We start from the raw sequence: 25,700 nt of genomic DNA, 5'->3' as shown, positions 1-25,700 counted from the left end.
AAAACATGATCCCATGAAGAAACTTGACATGTTCCACCTCTTCCAGGTCCATCACAAGGGAATCTAAATCCTAAAGAAGCTTTATCAGGGATTAACCTTGAACTTCTTGCATAAAGTACTCCTTTGAGAAGTATCAAAACAGTTACATGGATTTGGAAAGCATGAATATGATGAATCATTAAATCAGCTGTCCCTAGTGGAATTGGCGCTATAGCTACCTTTCCACCAACTTCTACTAAACTTCCATTAAAAACTTCACTTAAAGCTTTGTGAGGTAAAGCTTCTGCAGTACCTGCTAAAAGAGAAGTTCCAACAGCAGATGCTTGAATACTCTGTACCCATTGAGCAAAGATTGGCTGAAGTTGGATTGCAGAATCACTAAACATATCTTGGGGTCTACCCAAAGCTCTCATAGTATCGTTGTGAATATAGAGTCCAAAACTATGGAATCCTAACCACATACAAACCCAGTTCAAGTGACTGATTAAAGCATCTCTTGCCTTAAGAATTCTGTCTAATACATTATCAATATGTTTTGCTGGATCGTAATCTCTAACCATTGCAATTCCAGCATGCGCACCTGCTCCTACTATGAATAATCCACCTATCCACATGTGATGGGTAAATAATCCAAGAACTGTCATGTAGTCAGTAGCTATATAAGGATATGGAGGCATCGCATACATGTGATGAGATACAAGTATGCTTATTGATCCAAGCATCGCTAGGTTTACTGATAGCTGAGCATGTCTACTTTCTGCCATGAACTCAAAAAGACCTTGATGACCTTTAGGAGCAGGGAATAATATTGGGTCTCCTTGTTGTGAATCTAATATTTCTTTCATACTATGACCAATACCGTAATTGGTTCTGTACATATGACCACCGATTATTGCTATTACACCAAAAGCTAAATGATGATGTGAAACATCAGTCATCCACAAGCTTCCTGTCACAGGGTTAAGTCCACCTTTGAAAGTAAGGAAGTCTGAGAAAGCTAACCAATTTAAACTAAAGAAATTACCTGTACCACTTGCTAATCCTGGAAATATCTGACCGATAATTTGTGGATCGCAGAGTTGATGCGGCATAGGCATATCTGCAATAGTTGCTATTTCTTTTCCATTAATAACTAAAGGAGAGCCTGCATCAATTGCATCTAAGAGAGCTGCAGTAGGAGCTCCGATATGAATACAATGGCCAGCCCATGCTAAAGATCCTAGTCCTACTAAACCAGCTATATGGTGGTTAAGCATAGACTCAATATCTTGGAACCACTCCATTTTTGGAGCTGCTTTGTGATAATGAAAAATTCCAGCATGAAGCATAAGTGCAGCCATTACTACAGCACCTATTGCTAAAGCCATCAGTTCACTCTCATTAGTGATTCCCCATGCTCGCCACATGTGGAATATTCCTGAACTAATTTGAATACCGTTGTAGTTAGCACCAAGGTCAGCATTAAGCATTTCTTGACCAACGATTGCCCATACTTGCTGAGCTCCGGGTTTGACATGAGTTGGATCAGCTAACCAACCTGAGTAATTAGAAAATCTTGCTCCATGGAAAAATGCAGCACTCATCCATATAAAAATGACTGCAAGATGTCCAAAATGAGCTGAAAAGATTTTTCTTGTTGCTTCTTCAGCATCGCCTGTATGCACATCGAAATCATGTGCATCAGCATGCAAATTCCAGATCCAAGTTGTAGTTTTTGGACCTTTAGATAATTTACTTGACCAGAAACCTGGCTTATCTAATTTGGCAAAATCAATAGGTCTTGGATCGGCCTTAACAGGATCCTCCAAAACTTTTTTGTTTTTTTCTCCACTTTCTGGTGGGCTGATGGTCATCTAGCACCTCGAAAATAATTGACATTAAAGCCGATTGATCGGATCTTGAACCTATTTTTAATGATAATGTTCAAGAAAACGAATCCTTCGGAACTTTAGATATTCGTTTCAAAAATAATAAGGCAAAGATTCTTTCGTTATGCATTAACGTAACAAATGTTCTAATGATTGTTACTATATGAATATTTTGTTAAATTCTAGTCTATGACTAAATTATGAGTATTTTTACTCAAAATTTATATAAATTTCTTAAATTTTTTTTTATATTTCAAAGAAAATTTTTTAAATCCAGCGACAGGATATAATTTCAAAGTTACTATCAATAGTTTCTAATTTGAAAGGCATTGCGATAGGTCTATCTAATAATTCAAAAGAAATTTTAAAAAGGCTTAAAAAAACCGAATTTGTCAAAGACATATATATTGCGGGTTCTTCAAAAGAGGATGGAAAGGAAAATGAACTTATTCAAGTACAAAAACCTAGAGAAATCTTACTAAAAAAATGGCCGGAGATAGATTTAATAATTTTTATAGGCTCAATTGCTGCATCAATACGCATAATAAATTCATTTTTAACCTCTAAAGATCAAGATCCAGGAGTAATAGTTATAGATAACAAATGTTCCAAGATAGTTCCTTTAATTGGCTTACATCAGTCAAATACGCAAAATATTGCATTTCAAATTGCTAATTTACTTGGTGGCGAAATAATAGAAACTAATAATTCCAATGATCAAAGCTTCTTAAATCTTGATGCATTTGGGAATCAATGGGGTTGGAAAAGATCTGGCAAAATAAACGATTGGTCAAAACTAGTAATTAAACAAGCTAAGAACGAAGAAATATTTTGCAAACAATTATCTGGTAATAGCTTATGGAAAAATTCAGAATCAGGGGAGATTATTAATCAAATCAATGAAAAAGAAATTGAAAAACCAGATTCAACATTTCATGTGAGTATATTCGAAAATCATGAAACAACTTGGCATCCGCCCGTATTATGGATTGGCATTGGATGTGAAAGAAATACAAGCAAAGAATTAATAGCAAATTCTTTAAATAATTTTTTGGAGTCAGGAAATTTATCACAGCAATCAATTGCGGGATTTGCAACTATTGATATTAAAAAAGATGAGAAAGGAATTTTAGAACTTGCTAAAGAAAAAAACTTGCCTATAAAGTTTTTTAGTAAAGAAGATCTTTCAACAATAATTGTTCCAAATCCATCAAATGTTGTGCAAAATGAAATTGGCACCCCTTCCGTAGCAGAAGCCTCTTGCTTACTCGCAGCAGGAGAAGAATCAAAATTATTAGAAGAAAAAAGAATTTTTAAAAATCAATCTGGGGCAGTAACTATCGCTGTAGCAGAATCAAAAAATCAATATAATCCAACCCATGGCGAAATACATATTATTGGAAGTGGGCCTGGTGATATCTCCTTCCTAACCAATAATGCAAGAAAAGCACTTTCAAGATGTACTGTTTGGATTGGATACAAAATGTATTTAGATTTAATAAAACCCTTAAAAAGGAATGATCAGGTTTTAATTGAAAGTAAACTTACTGAAGAAAAAGAGAGATGCAGTAAAGCAATTAAACTAGCTGAGGAAGGAATAAAAGTGGCTTTAATTTCTTCAGGTGAATCTGGATTTTATGGAATGGCAGGTTTACTTTTAGAATTACTTCAAAAAATCAAAAAAGAATATAGACCTTACTTTGAAGTACATCCAGGTATAAGTAGTGTTCAATTAGCGGCTGCGATTAGTGGAGCACCACTAATGAATGACTTTTGTTCAGTAAGCTTAAGCGATAAATTAACTCCATGGTCTTTAATAGAAAAAAGAATTGAAGGAGCTCTTGTGGGTGACTTTGTAATAGCTTTATTTAATCCTCAATCCATTGAAAGAAATTGGCAGCTAAAAAGTGTAATAGATATATGTTTACAATCTAGGCATGGTGATACTCCAGTTTTAATAGCTAGACAAGTAGGGAGAGAAAATCAAACCAAAAAATTTTTTACTTTAAACACCATTCCTTTTAAAGAGATTGATATGTTATCAATCATTATTATTGGCAATTCTCAAACAACCTTAGTTGACGAAATATTTCTCACTCCCAGAGGATATTTACAAAATTAAGTTTAGATAATCCATAATTTTATAAATAGAATGTTTTTCTTTGCTTTTTCTTTATAAGAATACTAATCTTTTATAATAATGATGTAAGAAAATTAATTGAAAAATATTGGTTTAATTTTGTTTGACATTGATGGGGTAATCCGCAGCGTAGAAAATAGTTACAGACTTTCATTAAAAAAAACAGTTTACAAATTTTCCGGATGGGAGCCAAGTTATATAGATATTGATAATGCAAAAAATGAAGGGATCTGGAATAATGACTGGGATTTAAGTTTAGAACTTATAAAAAGATTTATAAAAAAAGAGAACTTAAACCTTAAAATTCCTCCAAGAGAGGAAATAGTAAAATGTTTTGAAGAGTTTTACTTTGGTGGAGATCCAAATAAAGATAGTAAATATTGGTCTGGTTACATAACAAATGAGGAGTTATTAGTTGATAAAAAGTTTTTTGATTTAATTCAAGGTAATGGAATAATCTGGGGTTTTGTTAGTGGTGCAGAGTCTGCTTCTGCAAAATTTGTTTTAGAAAAAAGACTTGGACTAAAATCACCACCATTAATATCTATGGGAGATGCCCCTGACAAGCCTGATCCTAAAGGTTTTATTAACTTATCAAAAAAGCTTATTGGAGATAAACTTGGCGAATCAAATATTCCCATTGCATATGTAGGAGATACTATTGCAGATATAAATACAGTTATAAACGCTAGAAAGGAAATACCATCTCAGAAATTCATAAGTATCGGAATAGCTCCACCTCATTTACATTTAAATTCTCGATTAAAAGAACGTAATTCTTACGAAACAAATCTTAGAAATGCAGGCGCTGACTTGATTTTAAATTCTATTTATGACCTAGAAGATATTGATCTTGACTTGTTTTAAAACAAATATTAATTAAAAATTTTCTAAATAAATCACGGAGAGGGAGGGATTCGAACCCTCGACAAAAGTTACCTCCTGTAACTCCTTAGCAGGGAGCCGCTTTCAACCACTCAGCCACCTCTCCAGTTCTTATACATTATCAATTTTTATGCAAACATTCAAAATTTTTTATTTAATCGAAATGTCTAATCTACTTGAACTTTCGGTAATCTATTTTTAAAAGAACAAAGAATTTCCCAAGGGATAGTATTAGATTTTCTTGCCCATTCAAGAGGAGAAATTGTTTTATCTCCATCAGATCCTAGTAATACCATGGTACTACCAACTTTAATTTCATTAGAATCTGTTATGTCTACCATCATTTGGTCCATAGTTATAGATCCAACTTGAGGATAAAATTTATTATTATGGATAACGTTAATCTTGCCTGAAAGATTTCTTGGTACACCATCTGCATAACCAATACTTAATACAGCTAACTTAGTTTTTCTATGACTTACAAATTTGCCTCCATAACTTACACTTACACCTTTATCAATAGTTCTTATAAAAGCTACTTTGACCTTCAAAGATAAAGCTGGTTTAAGTAATAAATTTTTATCTATTTTGTCTAAAGGACTGTATCCATACATAGAAAGCCCAACACGTACCATGTGAAAATGAAAATCTTTGTTAAGAAGCATTCCCGCAGAATTAGCCAAATGAATCTTAATTTCATTATTTCTATCAAGATTAATTTGCTTTAATAATTCATTAAACTTCAGTCTTTGTAATTGTGTAATACTTTTAGGATCTAATGCGTTAGCTTCATCTGCAGAAGATAAATGACTATATATTCCTTCTATTAAAATGTTCTCAAAAGATTTTATTTTTTCAAATTGCTGAACAAATTTATTGTATTCAAATCCTAATCTTGACATTCCCGTATCAACTTTAAGATGTAAAGGAAATTTCAATCCAAAGTGCTTACCAATGTTATTGCAAATTAAACATTCTCTTATACTACTGATAGTTGGCATAAGATCATTTTTAAAACATATAATAAGATCCCTTTTCGTATAAAGATTTCCGAGGATAAGTATTGGTTTTTTAACTCCAGAAGAACGAAGCTTAATGCCTTCATTTAATGTGGCAACACCTAATTGAGATGCTCCACCTTTGATAGCATACTCTGATACTAATTTCGCATCATGTCCATATCCATCAGCTTTAACGACTGCCATAAATTGACAATTTTTACTTAATTTTGATCTTAACTGTCTAACGTTTGTTTCTATTGCTTTACCTTTAACTTCAATCCATGCTCTTTGTTTTAGATCTATATCTTTTTCAAAATTTGGAAATTTGTCAAAATTAAATACCTGATTTGTTTGCCTATTTTGCATTAACTTTGCACAAATATATGCGCTTATTGAAATATACAGTTAGCATGACATGTAAATTGTATTTTGGCATGGGCCAGACTCTAGTTTTAAATGCATCTTATGAACCTTTAAACATCACTTCCTGGCGAAGAGCAGTAATTTTGATGATTAAAGGTAAAGCAGAAAGCTTAGAGGAAGATAAAACATATTCAATTCATAGCGGGAAAAAGTTGCCGACAGTTATAAGACTTCGTTACTACGTCAAAGTTCCTTTTAGAGAGGTTTCTTTAACAAGAAAAAATATTCTTCTGAGAGATAATAATTCTTGCCAATACTGTAACTATAGGGGTAGTGACCTATCAATAGATCATGTTTTACCGAGAAGCAGAGGTGGAACAGATAACTGGGAAAATGTTACTACAGCATGTCTCAGATGTAATGTACAAAAAGGTAATCGAACCCCCGAAGAGGCGAATATGCCCTTAAAACGTCGGCCTTATCGTCCATTAAGTAATCTAAATTTTGAAGCTACAAGACAAATTGACTCTGGCAAGCATAAAGAATGGAGTAAATACGTAATAGGGGTTGCAATCTAATAAAAAAATCTTAATTTACTTCTTTATTAAAATCTTCCATCATTCTTTTTTGTTCTTGCGCTATGCATGCATTAATCACTTCTTCTAATTGACCAGCAAGAATTGGCTCAAGAGAAAAATTGGAACCTAATCTATGATCAGTTGTCCTGTTATCTTTAAAATTATAAGTTCTGATTTTTTCACTTCTATCGCCTGTTCCAACCTGGGAAAGCCTTTGTGATCTCTCTTTTGCATTAGCTTCTTTTAATTGAATTTCATATAATTTAGCTCTTAAAATTTCCATTGCTCGTTCGCGATTTTGCAATTGTGATCTCTCTTGAGTACAAAAAACTCTTATTCCTGTAGGCTTGTGGAGAAGATCAATAGCTGTCTCTACCTTATTAACATTTTGTCCCCCTGCACCTCCTGATCTTGCTGTTCCAACCTCTAGATCTGTTGGATCAATTTTAACCTCAACAGGATCAGCCTCAGGCATAACGGCAACTGTAGCAGTAGAGGTGTGAACTCTACCTTGAGATTCAGTAGCTGGAACTCTTTGGACTCTATGTACACCAGCCTCAAATTTAAGTTGACTATATACAGAATCTCCCTTAACGGAGATAACTAACTCCTTAAATCCACCCATATCTGACTCGGAAGCACTAACAGGTTTTACAGACCATCCAATTTTTTGTCCATATCTTTCATACATTCTTGCTAAATCACCCGCCCAGATACAAGCCTCGTTACCTCCAGCACCGGCTCTGATTTCTAACATTACACTTCTTTCATCTCTTGGGTCTTTTGGCAATAAGGCGATTGTGGTTTTTTGAATCAGTTCACTCTTAGATTCCTCTAGAGTTATTAACTCCTCATTTATCAAAGATTCCATTTCTTTATCATTTCTATTCTCTTTTAGTAGATTTTTTGAATCTTCGATTTCTTTATCAGTATCAAGCAACTTATTAAAATCAATCACCAAAGGTTCCAATTTTGACCTTTCTCTTGCTATTGATTCTAATTTTTTTGGATCATTAGCTATATCAGGATCTGCAAGTTGCACTTCCAAATTTTCAAAACTTTCTGAAGCAGTTTTCAACCTTGCAATTAATGTTGAGTATTCCAATTGAAATTGTGCTTAATTTTGAAAATTCTATTTTTTAGAATCTTTTTCTTCTTTTTGATCTTTTGATGTGGCTGAATTAGCTGAACCCATTCCATATTTTTTCATAAACCTATCAACCCTACCTTCTGTATCAAGAATCTTTTGAGTTCCAGTGAAGAAGGGATGATTACCACTCCAAACATCAACATGTAATTCAGGCTGCGTGGAGCCAGTAGTCATTACAACTTCTCCATTACAAATAACTTTTGCATCTGGATACCATTTTGGGTGTATTTCTGATTTTGGCATAATTTAAATTCCTTTAACGTTTAGAGAATTGAGGAGCTTTTCTTGCTTTTTTAAGACCATATTTTCTTCTTTCCTTAGCTCTAGGATCTCTACTGAGATGGCCTTCAGTTTTTAGCGGTTTCCTATTGTCAGGAGATAATTCGCAAAGTGCTCGAGCTGCACCTTGCTTTATAGCATCTGCTTGACCAGTCAATCCACCACCAAAAACATTTACCAAAATATCATAAGAATTTTCAAGGCCTAATGTTTGCAAAGGTGCTTTTATTGAATTTAAGTGCAGAGGATTAAAGTTTAAGTAATCATCTCCAGAACGACCATTAATTTTTATTAGTCCATTTCCTGGAATCAAGCGAACTCTAGCTACTGAAGTTTTTCTTCTTCCAGTTCCCCAATACACAGCTTTGTTTTTTATTTGACTATTCATTTTGATAAATTAACTATTTAATAATACAGGATTCTGAGCAGCATGAGGATGATCAGCACCTTTATAAACTTTTAGTTTTTTAAATTGCTGTCTTCCTAAAGAGTTATGTGGCAGCATACCCTTAACAGCTTGCTCGATGATTCTTTCAGGAATTCTTTCTTGTAGAGACTCAAATTTTTCAATTTTCATTCCTCCTGGTCTTCCAGAATGTCTTCTATACAACTTTTGTGATGCTTTTTTACCTGTTACCTCAACTTTTTCGGCATTTACTACAATGACAAAATCTCCAGTATCTAGATGAGGTGTAAATGTTGGTTTATTCTTACCTCTCAATACAGTTGCAATTTCTGTAGCAAGTCTCCCAAGTGTCTTATCTTTTGCGTCAACTAAAAACCAATTTCTTTCAATGGTTTCTAAAGATGGAGTAATTGTTTTATTCATTTACCAAATTTATGCAAATAAATTTAAATTAGTCTTAAATTCTACCTTATTGAAGGAATATTAAACAACAGTTTTGAATGATTTACACAAAAAATTCGCTTAATTAAACCTTACTTAAGAAAAACCCTTAATTAAAAATACAGGGAAAAAATCATTGTTATTAATCTTTTTAAAAACATTTTCTTCATAAACAGCATTTACAAAACATAACCCCTTAGCTGGAGCAGATTCTTTAACATCATTTTTCTTTTTGTTTACCCATCTATCTGTAAAAATTTCTGGCGATATTTTGTTTTCTCCAACTAAAACTAGTTGACCAATAATTAAGCGGACCATTCCATATAGAAAACCAGTAGCTTTAATATCAACAAAAATCAAATCTTCTACTCTTTTAATATCTATATTTTTTATTTTTGTAATTGAGTTTGTTCTATTACTACCACTTTTCTGAAAAGCAAAAAAATCATGTTCTCCTATCATTTTCCTGGATGCATTTAACATTAAAACTTCATCTAATACTTTTTGATATCTATGCCATGACCAATTATTGATGAACAAGTTTGGGAATTTACTGTTATTAATGACATATCGATAATGTCTATACATTGCTGAATAGCATGCATGCCAACTATCTTTTACCTCAACTGATTCCAAGATCCTAATTGATGAGGGTAAAAGACTATTTAAGACATCAGAATAACTATTTCCTGGAACAACACAATCAACATCAAAGTGTACTACTTGACCTGATGCATGAACCCCAGCATCAGTCCTACCTGCTGCAAAAGTCTTTACTGTATGATTTGTAATCTTTAAGAGAGCTCTGTCTAAAATTTCTTGAACAGTAGTTGCATTTTTTTGTTTTTGCCAACCTGAATAATGAGATCCATCATATTGGACTAGTAAAGCTACCCTTTTCAAAAGTTATTTTTTAGTAAAAGCCCCTTTAATTAACTAACTTAAACAAGCTCGATTATGGCCATCTGAGCGTTATCACCTTTTCTAGATACAGTTCTTACTATGCGTGTATAACCACCATCTCTGTCTCCATATCTTTCCTTTGCTTTTTCAAATAATGAATGAACTAATTTTTTATCATAAATATATCCAATAGCCCTTCTCCTAGAGGCCAAACTTCCATCTTTAGCGAGTGAAATCATTCTTTCAGCTTCATTTCTTAAAGCTTTTGCCCTAGCTTTTGTTGTCGTTACTCTACCTTCCCTAATTAATTGTGTAGTTAAACCTCTTAGAAGTGCTTTCCTCTGGTCAGCAGGTTTACTTAATAATGGAATTCTAAGTTGGTGTCTCATAATCTTAAAAATTGTTAAACAGATGTTCTGCTTTGTGGAATAGAAATGCCGATGCGCTCAAGAGCCTCAATAACCTCATCTGCAGATTTAGAGCCAAAGTTCTTAATTTCAAGAAGATCTTCATAGCTGAAGCCCATTAAATCCGAAACTGAGTTAACTTGCGCCCTTTTCAAACAATTATATGCTCTAACGGACAAGTTTAGTTCCTCAAGAGGAATTTGAGCTTCAGGAGATGGTTCAGGTTCTTCAGGAATTTCCTCAACCATTGTGACAGTAGCAAGGGGTTGAAAAAGTTCTATTAACTGATTTGCAGCTTCAGCAATAGCATCGTCAGGACTTGTTGAACCATCTGTTACGACTTCCATTTTTAATCTTTCTCTTCCCGTTCCGCCTTCTGCTACAGCAGTTTCATCAATCGTAAAATTCACTCTCTTCACTGGCATAAATACAGCATCTATTTGAAGTAAATCAATAGCAGTTGTCTCTTCACTCTTACGGTCGACGGGTCTATATCCAACACCTCTTTCAACATGGATTTCCAACTCTAAGTTATGACCCTCCTGAATAGTCGCGATCGGTTTTTCGCCATCAACAATTTCAACTTGAGAGGAGAATTGAATGTCATTCGCCTTCACCTCCATTGGACCACTCGCTACTAACCTGCCGATTTCGAGCTCTGGATTAGAACTATTTATTGATAGTTGCTTGCAATTAAGAAGAATATCTAAAACGTCTTCTCTAACTCCAGGAATAGTGGCATATTCATGATTAATTCCTGCTATTCTTACTGCAGTAACTGCACTCCCTTCAAGTCCTCCCATAAGGACTCTTCTAAGGGAATTACCCAAAGTTGTAGCTTGTCCCCTTTCTAGAGGGCCAATTAAAAAAGTTCCTGTTTGGGAGCGATCATCTGCTATTTGATGGTCGATTCTGTCAATCTGGTATTGCAACACGGAAAATAATGAGGTTAAGAGTTTTTTTTGGGGGTTGAGAATGGTTAAGACCTAAACGCGTCTCCGTTTAGGTCTTCTACATCCATTATGAGGTAATGGAGTTACATCTCTTATTAGAGTTATTTCTAATCCGGCCACTTGTAAAGCTCTTATGGCCGTTTCCCTACCTGCGCCAGGCCCTCTAACTAGTACTTCTATTTGTCTCATACCTTGATCAAGTGCTCTTCTAGCTGCAGCTTCGGCAGCTGTTTGAGCAGCAAATGGCGTACCTTTCCGAGCGCCTTTAAATCCACTTGCGCCTGCAGAAGACCAAGAAATTACATGACCAGAGGTGTCAGTAATTGAGACGATAGTATTATTAAATGTGCTTTGGATATGTACCACACCATTAGGTACATTACGTTTAGATTTCTTTGAACCTGTTTTTTTTACTGTAGCTGCCATGATGTTTTAATTTAATACTTCAATTTGTAAATAGATTTAGTTATTTATTTTTTTCTTCCAGCAACTGTTTTCCTAGAACCCCGTCTTGTTCTTGCATTGGTTCTAGTTCTTTGACCTCTTACTGGAAGACTCATTCTATGTCTTCTTCCTCTTACACACCCTATATCTTGTAGACGTTTTAAAGCCATTCCCTCTTTTCTTCTCAAATCCCCTTCTAAAGTGAATTCTTCTGTGGCACCTCTAAGTTTTTGCACATCAGAATCTGAAAGGTCTTTGACACGAGTATCTGGGTTTACACCCGTATTAGCAAGAATTAGCTTTGATCTCGTTAAACCAATTCCATAGACGTATGTAAGTGCAATTTCAACTCGCTTTTCGCGAGGTATGTCAATTCCTGCAATCCTGGCCACGTGTTTTGAATAAGTAAAAGTTTGAATTTAAGGGTTGAAATTTAACCCTGACGCTGTTTATTGCGAGGTCTTTTCTTGTTAATAACATAGATTTTACCTCTTCTCCTCACGATCTGATCGTCAGGACTAATTTTTTTGACTGAAGATCTGACCTTCATAGGGGTTTAACAAATAAAACGTTAATACTATATTCTACATCATCATCAAGCCATTTTTTGTTTGATATCAGAGGAAATGGTTTTTAAATCTCTATCAGCATCAATATATTCTAACAATGAGAGATCTTTAAAATATTGAATCAATGGTTCTGTAGTTTTTTTATAAATGTCAACTCTTGTTCTAATTGTCTCTTCCGTATCATCTTTTCTACCTCTTAAAAGCAAACGCTTAATTAGTACTTCTTCTGGAATATCTAAATAAAAAACTAATTCCAAAGGTTGATTTATTTCATTCAAGACTTCATTCAATGAATTTGCTTGAGATAAATTTCTTGGGTAACCATCTAGAATCCAACCTTTATTATCCTTGACTAAATTTTGTCTTACTATCTTTAATACGAGTTCATCACTAACAAGTTCCCCTCGATTCATAATATCCTTTACCTGAATACCAAGGGTAGTATTCATTTCGATTTCTTTTCTTAATAATTCACCAGTAGAAAGGTGTAAGTAAGAATTAGTTTGACTTAGCAATTCCGCTTGAGTCCCTTTCCCTGCTCCAGGAGCTCCTAAAAATAGTAAATGTTTCTTCATTAATTGTTAATTAGTCCCTCATACCTTTGTGAAATAACATAAGTTTGAATTTGCTTAGCAGTATCTATAGCAACACCCACAAGAATAAGTAATGAAGTTGCTCCTAAACCTTGAAAGGTCTGAACATTTGTAGCTCTTTCTACTGCAGCTGGGATTATAGCTACTGAACCCAGAAATAATCCTCCCAATAAAGTCAACCTATTTTGTATACCTGATAGGTAGTTTGCTGTATTAGTTCCTGGTCTAACTCCTGGTATCGCTACTCCTCCTTTCTTTAAATTTGAAGCTACATCAACTGGATTGATAGTAAGAGATGCATAAAAATAGGAGAACCCCAAAATCAAGGAGAAGAATGTAAGAGCATATGGCCATGGATTAGAAGATCCTGGATTTAAACTACTGGCTAACTTGATTAAGACTGGATTGCCCGTAACATTTGCAATAGTTATAGGTAAAAAGATTAAAGCAGATGCAAATATGATAGGCATGACTCCTCCTGCATTTAATTTCAAAGGTAAATAACTTTGCCTTGTAGGAAGTAGTGTTGAATTTCCTATCTGCCTTTTTGCACTAACAATAGGAATGCGTCTTGCTCCCTCTTGGACAAAAATGATCCCAACAATTGTCAGTAAAAATACTCCAAGTAAAACTGCTATACCTAAAACATCTCCTCTATCGCCAGTTTGAGCTTTTTCAATGGTTGAACTTAGAGCCTTAGGTAAAGTCGAAACAATATTCAAAAAAATTACCAGTGAAGCTCCTTGACCTATCCCTTTCTCCGTAATAATTTCACTAAACCACATTACTAACATTGAGCCAGTAACCAAGGCAATGGAGGTTTGCAAGACAAATGTAGTTTCACTTATCCCCTGAATAGCATATTGTCTGAGAATTAAGGAAAAAATTATACTTTGCAAAAACCCCCATCCTAATGAAACATATCTAGTTATTTGAGCAATTTTTCTTCTTCCCGCTTCTCCTTCATTTTTTTGTAAATCTTCAAGCACAGGCAATGAAGCTGTGAGAAGCTGAATAATAATTGATGCGTTAATAAAGGGAAGTATGCCTAATGCGAATATTCCTAAGGTTGAAATTCCTCCTCCAGTAAAAATATCTAAAAAACCTATTAATTGCCCCCCTTGATCTATAAAACTTTTAAAAGCGACCCTATCAATACCAGGCATAGGGATATATATACCAAGTCTTACTAAAAGGAGAAGACCTAAAGTAGTTAAAACTCTACTCCTTAACTCTTTATTTAAAAATAATTGGGAAAGTATTTCAGAAGCGCTAGGATTTCTACTTTTGTTGACAAACATTTTGAAGCTTACCTAAATTTTTAGTAAATTTATTTATTATTTATAAGCTCGCAGGATCCACCTGCGTCCTCAATTTTTTGTTTTGCAACTTTTGTAAATGCATGAGCTTGGACTTTTAGCTTTACATTAATTTTTCCATTACCAAGGATTTTTAAAGGAAATTTGGGCTTGAAGATCAATCCTTTCTTAACTAGTGAGTCAAGGTTAACTGTATCGTTATCTTTGAAATCATTTAATTTTTCTAAATTTATTATGGAAAAGTTCTTTTGATTAATTATTTCAAAGTGCTTTAATTTTGGAACTCTTCTATATAGAGGCATTTGGCCACCTTCAAAACCTGGACGTGTGGGTCTTCCAGAACGTGACTTTTGTCCTCTCATTCCAAAACCACATGATGCACCCTGACCGGCTGCAATACCTCTACCCTTTCTTAATTTTTTCTTTCTCGAGCCAGAGTTTGATTTAAGTGTATTTAATGTTGAAGTCATAATTTTAAGAATAGAGCTGTTCAAGTGAGATGCCTCTCTCCCTTGAGGCAGATTTGTGTGTTCTTAATTGAGAAAGAGCTACCATAGCAGCTCTTGCATTATTCAAAGGTGTTTTACTACCCAATCTTTTTGCTAAGACATTTTTTATGCCGGCTAATTCTAAAACTGTTCTTATTGAACCACCAGCAATTACACCTGTACCTGGGGCAGCTGGTCTAATTAGTACATTAGCAGCACCATCTCGACCTTTAGATAAAGTCGGTATTGAATTATTTGGGGTTAAGGGAACCCTAACAAGATTCTTTTTACCATCTGAAACTCCCTTTCTCACAGCACCAATGACATCCCCTGCTTTACCAACTCCAACTCCAACTTGACCTTTCTCATTACCTACAACAACAATTGCTCTAAAACTCATTTTTTTTCCACCCTTAACAGTCTTAGAAACGCGTCGAATTTGAACAACTCTTTCTTGCCAATCAGAATCTCTCTCTAGATTTTTTGAATCACCTCTTCTATTTCTTTTTCGATCATTACGATTATTCTTTTTTTGTTCTACGGGCATAGCTCCAGGAACATTATCGTTCTTGGATTGAATTTCTTGTTTTGTTGGAGTGTCAGTCATAGTAAAAATTAAGAGTTAGAATTCTAGGCCAGCTTCACGAGCAGCGTCTGCAAGTGCCTTTACTCTGCCGTGATATAAATTACCTCCACGGTCAAAAATTACTTGCTTAATACCTTTTTTTATCGCTCTCTTTGCTAATAATTTTCCAACAATGGAAGAAGAATTACAATCAGAAGGTAATTTCTCAGATTTTTCTCTTAGTTCTTTATCAACAGTTGAAGCTGAGCAAATAGTTGTTTGAGCGCTATCATCTATAACCTGAGCATAAATATGGTTATTAGAGCGAAAAACAGACAATCTTGGACGAGTTGCATCTCCAATTAAGAATCTCCTTAATCTTCTATGTCTTTTTTGGGTTTGTAATTTCCTGGAAAGTTTGGTCATTTTTTTAATTGGAATTATTTTTTGCCAGATTTACCAGCTTTTCTGAGAATTCTCTCATCATGGTATTTAATTCCTTTTCCTTTATATGGCTCTGGAGGTCTAATTGATCTGATTTTTGCTGCTTCATTGCCAACAATTTCCTTATCAATTCCAGATACGGTAACGTTTGTATTACTCTCAACTTTGTATGTTATACCATCAGGGGGGATCATTTCTACAGGATGACTATATCCTGCACTTACAACTAGATTTTTACCTTTTACTTGTGCTCTTGATCCAACGCCAACAATTTCTAGTTTCTTTGAAAAACCTTGAGTAACCCCTTCAACCATATTTGCAATTAAGGCTCTACATAAACCATGTCTCTGCCTTGAATATATTTTGGTTGTAGTAGGACTTACGACAACAGTATTATCTTTCTTATCAAAACTAACTCCCTCAGGCATGAGACGTTTTAACTCACCCTTTGGGCCTTTCACTGTAACTGTTAATCCATCAAAATCAACTGTAACTTTCTCTGGAATAAGTACTGGTGTTTTTCCGATTCTTGACATGATTAATTCTCCTTAATAAACATAGCAGAGGACTTCGCCGCCAATGCCTTGCTTTCTAGCATCGCGATCACTCATAACGCCTTTAGAAGTTGATATTATGGCAACTCCAAGACCTCCAAGAACTTTTGGTAAACCTCTAGTATTTTTATATATTCTCAAACCAGGTTTACTAACTCTTTGCATAGATCGAATAGTAGGAAATTTGTTTTTACCACTATATTTGAGACCGAGTATTATTTGTGATTTATAACCTTCACCTTCCTCATTAATATCAGAAATGAATCCCTCTTTTTGAAGCACTTTGGCGATACTTAAGGACATTTTTGAACCTGGGATTGTTGTGGTTGTATGCTTTTTTTGACTCGCATTTCTAATTCGAGTAAGCATATCTGAAATAGGATCGTGATTTGACATAGTTTTAATTTAATTCTTACTAAAAGGCATTCCTAACTCCTGCAAAAGAGCTTTACCTTCTTGATCTGATTTTGCACTAGTGACAATAGTTATATCCATACCTCTTATTGAATCTATTTTATCAAAAGAGATTTCAGGAAAAATCAATTGCTCTTTCACTCCAACGGTGTAATTCCCTCTCCCATCAAAACTTTTTGGATTAACTCCTCTAAAGTCTCTTATTCTTGGTAAAGCTAGATTTATAAATCTCTCCAAAAAAGAATACATCCTGTCTCCTCTCAAAGTTACAGTACAACCAATTGGCATACCTTCACGAATTTTAAAACCCGCGATAGCTTTTTTGGCCCTAGTTACTAAAGCCTTTTGTCCTGTAATTGTTGCCATTTCATTTAAAGAGGCTTCAAGAGCTTTCGAATTCGAAGCTGCTTCACCAAGACCTCTGTTAACGTTGACTTTGACAACTTTAGGTACTTGATGAATATTTTTAAGACCAAGGTCCTTTAAAAGTTTTGGTCTTATTGATTCTTTGTAGCGATTTTTTAGAGTCATAATTTTTTGTTAATTCTGGTCTTTGTCAGAATTGATAAATTAGAAAAAGTTGAAATCTGGTTTCTGATGAAAAATTAATCAATTACTTCACCAGTTTTCTTCAATCTTCTTTTCTTAACCCCCTCTTTATCAATAAAGTATTCAATCTTACTTGTAAGATTTTTATCCTTTGAAAAGAACATTACATTTGATGCATGTAAAGATGCTTCTTCTGTAAGTATTCTTCCAGTTTCTCCTTCCTGAGTTGGTTTTACATGTTTAGTCCTAAGGTTAATTCCCTTTACAACTACTCTATTTTCAAGAGGGATAGTTTTTAAAACCTCACCAGTTTTCCCTTTGTCCTTGCCATTAATTACTTTTACCAAATCTCCAGTTTTGATTCTCATTTTTATTCTCTGGAAATTTTTCTTTTGCTTTAATGAATCCAACATTTAAATCACCTCCGGAGCAAGAGAAACAATCTTTGTATAATTTTTATCCCGCAGTTCTCTAGCTACAGGACCAAAGACTCTAGTACCTTTTGGATTCTTATCTTCATTAATCAATACTGCCGCATTGTCATCAAATCTGATTGAATTACCAGTATTTCTTCTTAATGTTGCTTTAGTTCTGACGATAACAGCTTTAACAACTTCAGATTTCTTAACTCCCATGTTAGGAAGAGCATCTTTTACAGTTGCTACGATTACATCCCCGACATGTGCATACCTTCTATTAGAACCTAAAACCCTAATACATTGGAGTCTTTTTGCTCCGCTATTATCGGCAACTGTTAAATAAGTTTCTTGTTGAATCATTTTTTAACCTCCTTAGCCTGACTTGTTTTATTGAGAATCTCTTCTATTGCCCATCTTTTATGAGCACTGAGCGGTCTAGTTTCTCTAATTTTAACTCGATCACCTAAAACACATGTATTTTCTGGATCATGCGCCTTATATCGTGTAGTTCTACTTACAATTTTTTTATAAGTGGGATGTGGATATCTGTTAATAACAGCAACAACAACTGTTTTATCCATTTTGTCGCTGACAACAGTACCAATTCTTTCTTTAAGTGCCATAACTAATAATTAATCAGAAGTTGTTTTAGAAGCAGATTGACTCTTACTGAGAGTGAGTAATTGCGCAACTTGTTTCTTGATAATTTTAAATTTATGAGTTTCATTGAGCTGTCTTGTAGCTTGCTTGAATCTCAAGTCAAAAAGATCTTTTCGTAATTGGTCAATCTTTTCAGTAATTTGTTCAGAATTTAATTTTTTAAATTCCTTAAGTGACTCTGAGTTTTTCATTGTTTAACCTCCTCTTGAGATTTTTTAATATTTTTTGTATTTTCTTGGGAGGAATTTTCTAGATTTTTATCAATTGAGATAAATTTAGTTTTTACAGGAAGTTTGTATTGAGCCAGACGCATAGCTTCCTTTGCAGTTTCCTCAGTGATATCCTCACCACCCATTTCAAAAAGTATTCTTCCAGGTTTTACAACTGCGACCCAAAACTCTGGATTACCTTTACCAGAACCCATTCTGGTTTCGGCAGGTCTCATGGTTACGGGTTTATCAGGAAATATTCTTATCCAGATTTGACCACCACGTTTGATATATCTAGTCATAGCTCTTCTGCTTGCTTCAATCTGACGTGCAGTTACCCAGCCACAGTCTTGAGCTTGGAGAGCAAATTGACCGAATGCAATAGTATTACCTTTTGAGGCTACACCCCTCATTCTGCCTCTATGTTGTTTACGGAATTTAGTACGTTTTGGACTAAGCATTTTTATACCTCCTATGAATTCTCATTTGAACGATCCTCAAATTGCTGAGGTCTTCTACTAGCTTTCCTCTTAGGGCTCGCACCCACAGGGATAGTTTGTTCTTCTTTAGGGAGAACTTCACCTTTGAAAACCCAAACTTTAATGCCTAGAACACCGTAAGTTGTATTAGCTTCACGTGTTGCATAGTCAATTTCAGCTCTCAAAGTATGTAAAGGTACTCTACCTTCTCTAGTCCATTCAGTTCTAGCTATTTCAGCACCATTCAACCTTCCCCCTACTTGAATTTTAAGACCTAAGACTCCAGCCCTTTGAGCCCTTTGTAAGGCCATCCTTATAGTTCTTCTAAAGGCGACTCTTTTTTCAAGTTGTTGCGCAATATATTCAGCTAGTAAAAAAGCATCAGCATCTACGCGTTCAACTTCTACAACGTTTATTCTAACTTGCCTTGTTCTATCCCCTATAGTTTTTTGAATGCCAGATCTTAATTCTTCAATACCACTTCCTTGTCTTCCAACTATAACTCCTGGTCTTGCTGTTTTTAATTCAAGTTCCAGTTGGTCAGCTTTTCTTGCTATTAAGACATCGCTAATTCCTGCTGCTCCATATTTTTTTTGTATGAAGGTACGAATTTTAAAATCTTCTTGGAGAAGAATTGGATATGTTTTAGAAGTAGCAAACCACTTAGAGCGATGCTCTTGTGTAATTCCTAATCTTAGTCCAGAAGGATGTATTTTATGTCCCATTAGTTTTGTACCTCCGCATTAGTTTGAGTAGGAGCAGATTCAACAGAAATACTGATGTGGCAAGTCTGTTTTTTAATTGAAAAAGCTCGACCTTGAGCTCTGGGTCTATACCTTTTCATTACTGGACCACTATTAGCCCATGCAGAGGAAATAACTAGGGTAGATGGATCCATTCCAAGGTTATGTTCTGCATTAGCAACAGCAGATCTTAGAACTTTAGTAATGGGGTCTGTAGATCTGTAAGGCATAAATTCCAACATAATCAATGCATCTCTATAAGATCTACCCCTTATCTGATCCAAAACTCTTCTCACTTTAGAGGCTGATCCGCGAACATAATTCCCATGAGCAATTGCTGTTTTTGTTGTTTCAGGTGTTTTTGTCATGATTTTGCTCCTTTCTTATCTCTTATATGACCTCGGTAAGTGCGTGTAGGAGCAAATTCACCGAGTTTATGACCAATCATTTGTTCAGTAATAAATACTGGAATGTGAGTCTTGCCATTATGTACAGCGATTGTGTGACCGATCATTAAAGGTAAAATCGTAGAGGATCTTGACCAAGTTTTGATAACAGACTTGTCATTATCGGTATTTTGTTTTTCTACCTTCTTGAGCAGGCTATCTGCTATAAAAGGTCCTTTTTTTAGTGAACGTCCCATGATTATGTAATAGAAATTGAAATAATAAATGAAGTAATCAAGAGTCTCTTCCTCCTCTACTCCTCTTAGAAACGCGACGGCGTCTTCGAACAACTAATTTATTACTTGGTTTGTTCTTTTTACGTGTCTTTAGTCCAAGAGCTGGTTTACCCCATGGAGTAACTGGGCCTGCTCTACCAATTGGTGCTTTTCCCTCTCCTCCTCCATGTGGATGATCACATGGGTTCATTACACTACCTCTTACTTGAGGCCTTCTTCCAAGCCATCTTCTTCTTCCTGCTTTACCTAAGCTAGTATTTCTTATTTCAGAATTACCTACTTCACCAAGAGTTGCGTAGCATTCTTTTCTTACAAGTCTTACCTCAGTAGATGGGAGTTTTAAAGCAACATAATCTCCCTCTTTTGCCATAACTTGAGCACTAGCTCCTGCGGATCTAACCATTTGAGCACCCCTACCTGCGTATAACTCAACACAATGAACACTAGATCCTAATGGCATAACAGAAAGCGGCATTGCATTTCCATCTTCAATTGGAACACTTTCTCCAGAAATGACATTTTGTCCGACTTTTACTCCTGCTGGAGCGATAATATATCTTTTCTCTCCATCTTCGTAAAATAAAAGTGCCAACCTTGCATTTCTATGAGGATCGTAGTGTATAGCTGCAACTTTAGCGTTGATATTTCTTTTATCTCTTCTAAAGTCGACCAATCTATATTGCCTTTTGTGACCACCTCCACGATGACGACAAGTGATAACTCCACGATTATTCCTGCCTTTAACTCTATGTTTTGAAACTATTAGTGATCTTTCAGGTTTTGCACTTGTGATTTCACTAAAGTCAGTAACTACTCTCTGCCTAGTGCCAGGTGTATAAGGTTTAAATTTACGTATTGCCATGATTAAAACTCCTTAAGATTCTGGAAATAGTTGGATTTTGTCTCCTTCAGCAAGACGTACAATTGCCTTCTTGACCTGAGAACGTTTACCGGAAAATTTCCCGACTCTTCTTGTTCTCCTAGGAGGATTCATAGTGTTAACTCCTATGACTTTAACACTGAACAAGGCTTCAATAGCTGCCTTTATTTGTGGTTTAGCCGCTCTATGATCTACTTCGAAAGTATATTGGTTAAGATCTAGTGCATTTGTAGCTTTTTCAGTAATAACTGGCTTTCGTATTACATCGGCTAAACGAGAATCGAATAATTTACTCATGATGCATAAACCTCCTGAATTTTATCTATCGCTGATTGACCTATTACCAATTTATTGGCATTGAGAATATCAAATACATTTAATTGATCGGCGGCGATTAATTTTACTTTCTCAATATTATTAATGGATTTTTTTATAATATCGGAAGGACTATCAAGAATAACCAAAACTTTTTCAGTTTTTTGTATACCTAATCGAGCAAGGCCATTGATGATATCACTTGTTTTAGGCTGCTTTAAAGTAGATCCAAAATCTTCAACAGCCTTCATATCAGATACTCTGGACATAAGAGCTGTTCTAAGAGCTAATCTACGTTCCTTACGATTCATATCAAGATTGTAAGAACGTGGCTTCGGTCCAAAAATAATTCCGCCACCAGGTCTTAAGGGTGTCCTTATTGATCCTTGACGAGCTCTTCCTGTACCTTTCTGTTTGTATGGCTTTCTACCGCCCCCGCGCACTTCAGATCTTGTCAAAGTTGATGCTGTCCCTTGTCTTTTATTTGCTAGCTGTCTAAGGACTGCTCTATGGATTAAGTCTGCCGAAGAAGTTTCTTTAGCAACTGCTAAATCAAGAGTAACTTTGCCTGATTTTTTACCATCCCACTTTAAAGTTTCAAGTGTTGTCATGATTTTTCACCTCCTTTTTTGCCTACAACATTATTTGGCTTAATGTTGACAATTGAGCCGGGCTTACCTGGAACAGAACCCTTTACTACAAGCAAATTCTTCTGATCATCAATTTTTAGAACTAACAATCCTTTGGTAGTTATCTGTTTTCCTCCATATCTTCCTGCCATTCTTTTCCCTGGATAAATTCTACCCGGAGTTGTTCCTGCTCCTGTAGATCCTGGTGCTCTATGATTTTTTGAACCATGACTCATAGGACCTCTGCTAAAACCATGTCTTTTCTGGTAACCTGCAAAACCTCTACCCATAGATTTGCCACTGATATCAACTTTTTGACCAACCTCAAAGTTTTTTACAGTTATTTGATTTCCGATTTCATAAGATGAAGTTTCTTCAACCCTATATTCTTTCAAATGCTTTAAAAGTTCTTCACCTGATTTCAATAAGTGTCCCTTTTCAGGTTTGCTTAAATGCTTCTCTTTGGACAAGCCATAACCTATCTGAACGGCGGTATAACCATCCAAAGCAGTTGTTTTCAATTGAGTGACGCGGCACGGACCAGCCTCTATAAGAGTAACTGGTACCGAATTACCTTTATCATCGAAAAGTTGGGACATGCCCAATTTCTTTCCTAAAATTCCGATAGACATAAGACTAAATTAGGCTAGCTCGTAATAATTTTTCAATTATCTAAACCCTTCAGTTATTAAGGTGAAGTTAATAAAAAAACAATTAGTAAGGTCGAGACTTATCTGAAATAATAGATAGTTTCTCTCGGGATAAACCCACCTGAGTTTTTTAACGAAACGCTAAAAAATGTGAAATTTTCAGAGGCTCGGCTAGCTTGCGAGCTTAAAAATTCACTGAATCACAATTGTACATCATCAAGTACCATAAAATAAAATAAAATAGAAATAAAGGAAATTTTTATGCCATTACTTCTCTCAGGGAAAAAGTTTCATAACGATTTAAAAACTAACAAATGTCTCGCAATATTTGCTCCTCTTGAAGGTGGTTATGAAACTCGTCTTTTGAGGAGAATGAGGGCCAAAGGCTTTAAAACTTTTATAACTTCAGCAAGAGGGCTTGGAGATCCAGAAGTTTTCTTGCTCAAATTGCATGGCGTTAGACCACCTCACCTTGGTCATCAAAGTGTAGGAAGAAACGGAGCGCTTGGGGAAGTTCAACAAGTAATCCCACAAGCTTCTGAGTTATTTAATGAAAATGATAAAAATAAATTACTTTGGTTATTAGAAGGTCAAGTATTATCTCAATCTGAATTAGAGAGCTTAATAGAGATTTGCACTAACGATAATAAACTAACAATAGTTGTTGAAATGGGGGGTTCAAGAAAACTTGAATGGAAACCATTAAGTAATTATATTTTGGATGAATTTGAAAGTTAAATTGTTTGATTAAAACCAAGAATAAAAAAGATAAATGGATTAAGTTAATTTGTGGTGCCAGTAATGAAGATATTGTTGCCATAGAAGATTTATGTGCAATTTATACTGCTGCTGGTGTCGACTACATAGATGTTGCAGCAGAAGAATCTATAGTTTATGCAGCAAAAAAAGGAATCGATTGGGCAAAAAAAGTCTTTAAAAACTCCCCTGGATTAATGATAAGTATTAGTGATGGTAATGATATCCACTTTCGAAAAGCAAAATTTGATCCTTTAAAATGTCCCCCTAGTTGTCCAAGACCATGCGAAAAAGTATGCCCCACCTTTGCAATTGATAATTTCGGAATTAAAGAGAGTAAATGTTATGGATGTGGAAGATGTTTAAATAGTTGTCCTCTAAATCTAATTAGTGAATATGAATATAATTTGTCAAAAAATGATTTAGCATCAACACTTCAAAAAATAAGGCCTAATGCAGTAGAAATTCATACAGAAATCAATCGCCTAGATTCTTTTACAAAAGTTGTAAGTATCCTTAAAAGTTCTGGAATGAAATTAGACAAGATATCTATTAGTTGTGGATTAAATCAATCTTTCAAAAAAGCCCAAGAGCCCGAAGATCTTTTGAAAGCTCTTTGGGAAAGATATGAAATTCTGAATGAGCTAGATATTCCCCTTATTTGGCAACTAGATGGAAGGCCAATGTCTGGAGATCTTGCTCCTACAACAAGTAGAGATGCTGTTAAGTTGTTTGAAAAAATCGGTTCAGATCTTCCACCAGGATTAATTCAATTAGCAGGAGGAACAAATGAAAAAACTCATGAATTGTTGAATTCAAACAATCTCCCAGATGGAATAGCATTTGGAAGTGCTGCAAGAAAAATTATGCAGCCCCTTATTGAATTTGCTCACAAAAATAACAAAAAACTCTATGAGTATCCTGAAATAATGGGTTTGGCGATCAAAAAAGCTCAGAAATTTCTAGAGCCATGGAAATCGAGCTCATTCAAATAATATTTTTATTTTTCAAAACTAGCGCCATGTTTATAAAAAATTTGTATTTTTTGGATAGAAAAAAATCTTCTCATGTATTAAAATGGTAATTCAATGGGCCGTCGCCAAGTGGTAAGGCATCGGGTTTTGGTCTCGACATTCCTAGGTTCGAATCCTAGCGGCCCAGTTCTAATATTCAATTGGTGTCTTCTCAAAAAATTTTTCTATTTGATTTTGATGGAGTAATAGTTGATGGAATGCAAGAATATTGGCATAGCTCCTTGCTGGCCTGTGAAAGATATTTAAATTCACCCAACATCACTATTGATCAAAAACTTTATCAAGGAGTACCAAATTCTTTCAAAGAAATTAGGCCTTGGGTTAAATATGGTTGGGAAATGATTCTAATTGTTCACGAAATTATAAAAACAGAAAATCCATTAAAAAGTGATAATAAAGATGATTTCATTAATAATTATCATCAAAATTGCCAGAGGATATTAAATGAAAATTCCTGGATAGCAGAAGATATACAAAAAATGTTAGATAAGTCTCGCAAGTACCAAATTGATAAAGATTTTAAATCGTGGGTAAATTTACATAAACCTTTTTTTGAAATTATAAATTTTATGAAAGAATTAAGCAAAAGAGGAATAAAAACTGGAGTTATAACAACTAAAGGTAAAATATTTGCAGAAAAAATTCTTAAACAATTAAATATTTTTCCAGAATTTATTTTTGGTTATGAATCAGGAACAAAAATCAAAATAGCTGAAAAACTTACACAAACTTATGAAATTTTAGGCTTTATAGAAGATAGAAAAAAAACTCTAATCGATATTAAACAAAATTCAGAAACTTCTCACATTCCATGCTTCCTAGCTGATTGGGGATATTTGAAAGAATCAGATAAAAATAAGTTAAGTAATGAAATCAAATTATTAAAATTAGGAAACCTTGGAGAATTAGTTGCAATTTAAAGATAATCAGC

General features: G+C 34.7%; 38 protein-coding genes and 2 tRNA genes. 7 read left to right on the top strand and 33 right to left on the bottom strand.

Annotated elements, in window-relative coordinates; translation table 11 throughout:
• On the bottom strand, window positions 1-1,853 hold a 1,853-nt coding region (gene psaA, locus MK115_RS04145; protein ID WP_287609562.1), incomplete at its 3' end, for a photosystem I core protein PsaA.
• Between the two features lie 334 nt (window positions 1,854-2,187).
• Between psaA and cobJ the strand changes: the two genes are divergently transcribed.
• Both cobJ and MK115_RS04135 read left to right on the top strand, forming a co-directional pair.
• Entirely contained in the window at window positions 2,188-3,990 is a 1,803-nt protein-coding gene (cobJ, locus tag MK115_RS04140; protein ID WP_287609560.1) for a precorrin-3B C(17)-methyltransferase, read from the top strand.
• Window positions 3,991-4,086: 96 nt separating this feature from the next.
• Window positions 4,087-4,875 (top strand): TIGR01548 family HAD-type hydrolase, encoded by a 789-nt coding sequence (locus MK115_RS04135; protein ID WP_287609558.1) that lies wholly within the window; start codon window positions 4,087-4,089, stop codon window positions 4,873-4,875.
• Between the two features lie 35 nt (window positions 4,876-4,910).
• On the opposite strand, the gene MK115_RS04130 is transcribed toward MK115_RS04135, so the two are convergent.
• Both MK115_RS04130 and alr read right to left on the bottom strand, forming a co-directional pair.
• Window positions 4,911-4,999: transfer RNA gene (locus MK115_RS04130), tRNA-Ser, on the bottom strand.
• A gap of 61 nt (window positions 5,000-5,060) precedes the next feature.
• Window positions 5,061-6,260: an alanine racemase gene (gene alr / locus MK115_RS04125; RefSeq protein WP_287609555.1), complete on the bottom strand. Its 1,200-nt coding sequence runs from the start codon at window positions 6,258-6,260 to the stop codon at window positions 5,061-5,063.
• Between the two features lie 17 nt (window positions 6,261-6,277).
• Here alr and MK115_RS04120 point away from each other — a divergent pair, with 17 nt between their 5' ends.
• The gene (locus MK115_RS04120) at window positions 6,278-6,835 is read left to right on the top strand and encodes an HNH endonuclease (RefSeq protein ID WP_032520888.1); all 558 of its coding nucleotides are present in this window, start codon (window positions 6,278-6,280) and stop codon (window positions 6,833-6,835) included.
• A gap of 10 nt (window positions 6,836-6,845) precedes the next feature.
• On the opposite strand, the gene prfA is transcribed toward MK115_RS04120, so the two are convergent.
• The 30 genes from prfA to rplC all read right to left on the bottom strand — a co-directional run bounded on the left by prfA (window position 6,846) and on the right by rplC (window position 22,961).
• Window positions 6,846-7,940, bottom strand: coding sequence for a peptide chain release factor 1 (gene prfA / locus MK115_RS04115; protein WP_032516059.1), 1,095 nt, complete (start codon window positions 7,938-7,940; stop codon window positions 6,846-6,848).
• A 27-nt stretch (window positions 7,941-7,967) separates the two neighbouring features.
• Window positions 7,968-8,228 carry a 50S ribosomal protein L31 gene (gene rpmE, locus MK115_RS04110; RefSeq protein WP_025895047.1) on the bottom strand — a complete coding sequence of 87 codons (261 nt, stop codon included), beginning with the start codon at window positions 8,226-8,228 and terminating at the stop codon, window positions 7,968-7,970.
• 13 nt (window positions 8,229-8,241) lie between these two features.
• A complete protein-coding gene (gene rpsI, locus MK115_RS04105; RefSeq protein WP_011819147.1) occupies window positions 8,242-8,652 on the bottom strand; it encodes a 30S ribosomal protein S9 in 411 nt (136 codons plus the stop codon).
• Window positions 8,653-8,661: 9 nt separating this feature from the next.
• A complete protein-coding gene (rplM, locus tag MK115_RS04100) occupies window positions 8,662-9,093 on the bottom strand; it encodes a 50S ribosomal protein L13 (RefSeq protein ID WP_011863640.1) in 432 nt (143 codons plus the stop codon).
• 114 nt (window positions 9,094-9,207) lie between these two features.
• The gene (gene truA, locus MK115_RS04095) at window positions 9,208-10,014 is read right to left on the bottom strand and encodes a tRNA pseudouridine(38-40) synthase TruA (RefSeq protein ID WP_287609546.1); all 807 of its coding nucleotides are present in this window, start codon (window positions 10,012-10,014) and stop codon (window positions 9,208-9,210) included.
• A 38-nt stretch (window positions 10,015-10,052) separates the two neighbouring features.
• A complete protein-coding gene (gene rplQ / locus MK115_RS04090) occupies window positions 10,053-10,403 on the bottom strand; it encodes a 50S ribosomal protein L17 (protein WP_025895051.1) in 351 nt (116 codons plus the stop codon).
• Between the two features lie 14 nt (window positions 10,404-10,417).
• Entirely contained in the window at window positions 10,418-11,356 is a 939-nt protein-coding gene (locus MK115_RS04085) for a DNA-directed RNA polymerase subunit alpha (protein WP_025937644.1), read from the bottom strand.
• Between the two features lie 51 nt (window positions 11,357-11,407).
• Complete coding sequence (gene rpsK / locus MK115_RS04080; RefSeq protein WP_002805825.1) at window positions 11,408-11,800, bottom strand: 30S ribosomal protein S11; 393 nt, start codon at window positions 11,798-11,800, stop codon at window positions 11,408-11,410.
• 44 nt (window positions 11,801-11,844) lie between these two features.
• A complete protein-coding gene (rpsM, locus tag MK115_RS04075) occupies window positions 11,845-12,210 on the bottom strand; it encodes a 30S ribosomal protein S13 (protein WP_002807728.1) in 366 nt (121 codons plus the stop codon).
• Between the two features lie 41 nt (window positions 12,211-12,251).
• Window positions 12,252-12,368 carry a 50S ribosomal protein L36 gene (rpmJ, locus tag MK115_RS04070; RefSeq protein ID WP_011377173.1) on the bottom strand — a complete coding sequence of 39 codons (117 nt, stop codon included), beginning with the start codon at window positions 12,366-12,368 and terminating at the stop codon, window positions 12,252-12,254.
• A gap of 45 nt (window positions 12,369-12,413) precedes the next feature.
• Complete coding sequence (locus MK115_RS04065) at window positions 12,414-12,962, bottom strand: adenylate kinase (RefSeq protein ID WP_287609539.1); 549 nt, start codon at window positions 12,960-12,962, stop codon at window positions 12,414-12,416.
• The gene (gene secY / locus MK115_RS04060) at window positions 12,962-14,281 is read right to left on the bottom strand and encodes a preprotein translocase subunit SecY (RefSeq protein WP_079339907.1); all 1,320 of its coding nucleotides are present in this window, start codon (window positions 14,279-14,281) and stop codon (window positions 12,962-12,964) included. The genes MK115_RS04065 and secY overlap by 1 nt, the downstream gene beginning before the upstream one ends.
• A gap of 29 nt (window positions 14,282-14,310) precedes the next feature.
• A complete protein-coding gene (gene rplO, locus MK115_RS04055; protein WP_079318692.1) occupies window positions 14,311-14,769 on the bottom strand; it encodes a 50S ribosomal protein L15 in 459 nt (152 codons plus the stop codon).
• Window positions 14,770-14,773: 4 nt separating this feature from the next.
• Window positions 14,774-15,394 (bottom strand): 30S ribosomal protein S5, encoded by a 621-nt coding sequence (gene rpsE / locus MK115_RS04050; RefSeq protein ID WP_052044759.1) that lies wholly within the window; start codon window positions 15,392-15,394, stop codon window positions 14,774-14,776.
• A gap of 15 nt (window positions 15,395-15,409) precedes the next feature.
• Window positions 15,410-15,778: a 50S ribosomal protein L18 gene (gene rplR / locus MK115_RS04045; protein WP_011863649.1), complete on the bottom strand. Its 369-nt coding sequence runs from the start codon at window positions 15,776-15,778 to the stop codon at window positions 15,410-15,412.
• Window positions 15,779-15,792: 14 nt separating this feature from the next.
• On the bottom strand, window positions 15,793-16,332 hold the full coding sequence (rplF, locus tag MK115_RS04040; RefSeq protein WP_025922639.1) for a 50S ribosomal protein L6: 540 nt from the start codon (window positions 16,330-16,332) through the stop codon (window positions 15,793-15,795).
• Window positions 16,333-16,344: 12 nt separating this feature from the next.
• Window positions 16,345-16,746, bottom strand: coding sequence for a 30S ribosomal protein S8 (gene rpsH, locus MK115_RS04035; RefSeq protein WP_011819159.1), 402 nt, complete (start codon window positions 16,744-16,746; stop codon window positions 16,345-16,347).
• Window positions 16,747-16,755: 9 nt separating this feature from the next.
• Window positions 16,756-17,295, bottom strand: coding sequence for a 50S ribosomal protein L5 (gene rplE / locus MK115_RS04030; RefSeq protein ID WP_011819160.1), 540 nt, complete (start codon window positions 17,293-17,295; stop codon window positions 16,756-16,758).
• Window positions 17,296-17,369: 74 nt separating this feature from the next.
• Window positions 17,370-17,726, bottom strand: coding sequence for a 50S ribosomal protein L24 (gene rplX, locus MK115_RS04025; RefSeq protein ID WP_011819161.1), 357 nt, complete (start codon window positions 17,724-17,726; stop codon window positions 17,370-17,372).
• Complete coding sequence (rplN, locus tag MK115_RS04020) at window positions 17,727-18,092, bottom strand: 50S ribosomal protein L14 (protein WP_002807235.1); 366 nt, start codon at window positions 18,090-18,092, stop codon at window positions 17,727-17,729. It abuts the gene before it with no gap.
• Window positions 18,089-18,355 carry a 30S ribosomal protein S17 gene (gene rpsQ, locus MK115_RS04015; RefSeq protein ID WP_011819162.1) on the bottom strand — a complete coding sequence of 89 codons (267 nt, stop codon included), beginning with the start codon at window positions 18,353-18,355 and terminating at the stop codon, window positions 18,089-18,091. The genes rplN and rpsQ overlap by 4 nt, the downstream gene beginning before the upstream one ends.
• Window positions 18,356-18,364: 9 nt before the next feature.
• Entirely contained in the window at window positions 18,365-18,583 is a 219-nt protein-coding gene (gene rpmC / locus MK115_RS04010) for a 50S ribosomal protein L29 (protein WP_025895061.1), read from the bottom strand.
• Window positions 18,580-19,062: a 50S ribosomal protein L16 gene (gene rplP, locus MK115_RS04005; RefSeq protein WP_025942068.1), complete on the bottom strand. Its 483-nt coding sequence runs from the start codon at window positions 19,060-19,062 to the stop codon at window positions 18,580-18,582. Before rplP ends, rpmC begins: the two co-directional genes overlap by 4 nt.
• A gap of 11 nt (window positions 19,063-19,073) precedes the next feature.
• A complete protein-coding gene (gene rpsC, locus MK115_RS04000; protein ID WP_011819165.1) occupies window positions 19,074-19,805 on the bottom strand; it encodes a 30S ribosomal protein S3 in 732 nt (243 codons plus the stop codon).
• Window positions 19,805-20,191: a 50S ribosomal protein L22 gene (rplV, locus tag MK115_RS03995; protein ID WP_025895064.1), complete on the bottom strand. Its 387-nt coding sequence runs from the start codon at window positions 20,189-20,191 to the stop codon at window positions 19,805-19,807. Before rplV ends, rpsC begins: the two co-directional genes overlap by 1 nt.
• A complete protein-coding gene (gene rpsS / locus MK115_RS03990; protein WP_011819167.1) occupies window positions 20,188-20,466 on the bottom strand; it encodes a 30S ribosomal protein S19 in 279 nt (92 codons plus the stop codon). Before rpsS ends, rplV begins: the two co-directional genes overlap by 4 nt.
• Before the next feature lie 37 nt (window positions 20,467-20,503).
• Window positions 20,504-21,367, bottom strand: coding sequence for a 50S ribosomal protein L2 (gene rplB, locus MK115_RS03985; RefSeq protein ID WP_002807290.1), 864 nt, complete (start codon window positions 21,365-21,367; stop codon window positions 20,504-20,506).
• A 12-nt stretch (window positions 21,368-21,379) separates the two neighbouring features.
• Window positions 21,380-21,682 (bottom strand): 50S ribosomal protein L23, encoded by a 303-nt coding sequence (locus MK115_RS03980; RefSeq protein WP_011377190.1) that lies wholly within the window; start codon window positions 21,680-21,682, stop codon window positions 21,380-21,382.
• Window positions 21,679-22,311, bottom strand: coding sequence for a 50S ribosomal protein L4 (rplD, locus tag MK115_RS03975; RefSeq protein ID WP_025956207.1), 633 nt, complete (start codon window positions 22,309-22,311; stop codon window positions 21,679-21,681). The genes MK115_RS03980 and rplD overlap by 4 nt, the downstream gene beginning before the upstream one ends.
• On the bottom strand, window positions 22,308-22,961 hold the full coding sequence (rplC, locus tag MK115_RS03970) for a 50S ribosomal protein L3 (protein ID WP_287609484.1): 654 nt from the start codon (window positions 22,959-22,961) through the stop codon (window positions 22,308-22,310). The genes rplD and rplC overlap by 4 nt, the downstream gene beginning before the upstream one ends.
• Window positions 22,962-23,240: 279 nt before the next feature.
• Between rplC and ndhN the strand changes: the two genes are divergently transcribed.
• The 4 genes from ndhN to MK115_RS03950 all read left to right on the top strand — a co-directional run bounded on the left by ndhN (window position 23,241) and on the right by MK115_RS03950 (window position 25,689).
• The gene (gene ndhN / locus MK115_RS03965; protein ID WP_011819171.1) at window positions 23,241-23,717 is read left to right on the top strand and encodes an NAD(P)H-quinone oxidoreductase subunit N; all 477 of its coding nucleotides are present in this window, start codon (window positions 23,241-23,243) and stop codon (window positions 23,715-23,717) included.
• A 5-nt stretch (window positions 23,718-23,722) separates the two neighbouring features.
• Window positions 23,723-24,730, top strand: coding sequence for a Light dependent period protein LdpA domain-containing protein (locus tag MK115_RS03960; RefSeq protein WP_287609482.1), 1,008 nt, complete (start codon window positions 23,723-23,725; stop codon window positions 24,728-24,730).
• A gap of 94 nt (window positions 24,731-24,824) precedes the next feature.
• Window positions 24,825-24,896 (top strand) — tRNA-Gln (locus tag MK115_RS03955).
• A 16-nt stretch (window positions 24,897-24,912) separates the two neighbouring features.
• Window positions 24,913-25,689 carry an HAD family hydrolase gene (locus MK115_RS03950; RefSeq protein WP_287609480.1) on the top strand — a complete coding sequence of 259 codons (777 nt, stop codon included), beginning with the start codon at window positions 24,913-24,915 and terminating at the stop codon, window positions 25,687-25,689.
• Window positions 25,690-25,700: the final 11 nt, after the last annotated feature.

The organism is Prochlorococcus sp. ALOHA_ZT_50 (assembly GCF_022447305.1).
Lineage (GTDB): Bacteria > Cyanobacteriota > Cyanobacteriia > PCC-6307 > Cyanobiaceae > Prochlorococcus_A.
This window is presented reverse-complemented; position numbering and strand designations above follow the sequence as displayed.

Coding starts and splice junctions, on each gene's coding strand:
- rplC (WP_287609484.1), bottom strand. CDS start 22,961: ATGTCTATCGGAATTTTAGGAAAGAAATTGGGCATGTCCCAACTTTTC.
- rplF (WP_025922639.1), bottom strand. CDS start 16,332: ATGTCAAGAATCGGAAAAACACCAGTACTTATTCCAGAGAAAGTTACA.
- rplM (WP_011863640.1), bottom strand. CDS start 9,093: ATGAATAAAACAATTACTCCATCTTTAGAAACCATTGAAAGAAATTGG.
- rplV (WP_025895064.1), bottom strand. CDS start 20,191: ATGACAAAAACACCTGAAACAACAAAAACAGCAATTGCTCATGGGAAT.
- rplP (WP_025942068.1), bottom strand. CDS start 19,062: ATGCTTAGTCCAAAACGTACTAAATTCCGTAAACAACATAGAGGCAGA.
- rpmE (WP_025895047.1), bottom strand. CDS start 8,228: ATGCCAAAATCAGAAATACACCCAAAATGGTATCCAGATGCAAAAGTT.
- ndhN (WP_011819171.1), top strand. CDS start 23,241: ATGCCATTACTTCTCTCAGGGAAAAAGTTTCATAACGATTTAAAAACT.
- rplQ (WP_025895051.1), bottom strand. CDS start 10,403: ATGAGACACCAACTTAGAATTCCATTATTAAGTAAACCTGCTGACCAG.
- rpsE (WP_052044759.1), bottom strand. CDS start 15,394: ATGACTGACACTCCAACAAAACAAGAAATTCAATCCAAGAACGATAAT.
- MK115_RS04065 (WP_287609539.1), bottom strand. CDS start 12,962: ATGAAGAAACATTTACTATTTTTAGGAGCTCCTGGAGCAGGGAAAGGG.
- MK115_RS03980 (WP_011377190.1), bottom strand. CDS start 21,682: ATGAGTAAATTATTCGATTCTCGTTTAGCCGATGTAATACGAAAGCCA.
- rplR (WP_011863649.1), bottom strand. CDS start 15,778: ATGACCAAACTTTCCAGGAAATTACAAACCCAAAAAAGACATAGAAGA.
- alr (WP_287609555.1), bottom strand. CDS start 6,260: ATGCAAAATAGGCAAACAAATCAGGTATTTAATTTTGACAAATTTCCA.
- rpmC (WP_025895061.1), bottom strand. CDS start 18,583: ATGAAAAACTCAGAGTCACTTAAGGAATTTAAAAAATTAAATTCTGAA.
- secY (WP_079339907.1), bottom strand. CDS start 14,281: ATGTTTGTCAACAAAAGTAGAAATCCTAGCGCTTCTGAAATACTTTCC.
- rplB (WP_002807290.1), bottom strand. CDS start 21,367: ATGGCAATACGTAAATTTAAACCTTATACACCTGGCACTAGGCAGAGA.
- rpsS (WP_011819167.1), bottom strand. CDS start 20,466: ATGGGACGTTCACTAAAAAAAGGACCTTTTATAGCAGATAGCCTGCTC.
- rpmJ (WP_011377173.1), bottom strand. CDS start 12,368: ATGAAGGTCAGATCTTCAGTCAAAAAAATTAGTCCTGACGATCAGATC.
- rplX (WP_011819161.1), bottom strand. CDS start 17,726: ATGTTGGATTCATTAAAGCAAAAGAAAAATTTCCAGAGAATAAAAATG.
- rpsC (WP_011819165.1), bottom strand. CDS start 19,805: ATGGGACATAAAATACATCCTTCTGGACTAAGATTAGGAATTACACAA.
- rpsQ (WP_011819162.1), bottom strand. CDS start 18,355: ATGGCACTTAAAGAAAGAATTGGTACTGTTGTCAGCGACAAAATGGAT.
- rpsI (WP_011819147.1), bottom strand. CDS start 8,652: ATGAATAGTCAAATAAAAAACAAAGCTGTGTATTGGGGAACTGGAAGA.
- rplD (WP_025956207.1), bottom strand. CDS start 22,311: ATGACAACACTTGAAACTTTAAAGTGGGATGGTAAAAAATCAGGCAAA.
- rplN (WP_002807235.1), bottom strand. CDS start 18,092: ATGATTCAACAAGAAACTTATTTAACAGTTGCCGATAATAGCGGAGCA.
- rplO (WP_079318692.1), bottom strand. CDS start 14,769: ATGACTTCAACATTAAATACACTTAAATCAAACTCTGGCTCGAGAAAG.
- rplE (WP_011819160.1), bottom strand. CDS start 17,295: ATGACTCTAAAAAATCGCTACAAAGAATCAATAAGACCAAAACTTTTA.
- MK115_RS04120 (WP_032520888.1), top strand. CDS start 6,278: ATGCGCTTATTGAAATATACAGTTAGCATGACATGTAAATTGTATTTT.
- rpsK (WP_002805825.1), bottom strand. CDS start 11,800: ATGGCAGCTACAGTAAAAAAAACAGGTTCAAAGAAATCTAAACGTAAT.
- rpsH (WP_011819159.1), bottom strand. CDS start 16,746: ATGTCAAATCACGATCCTATTTCAGATATGCTTACTCGAATTAGAAAT.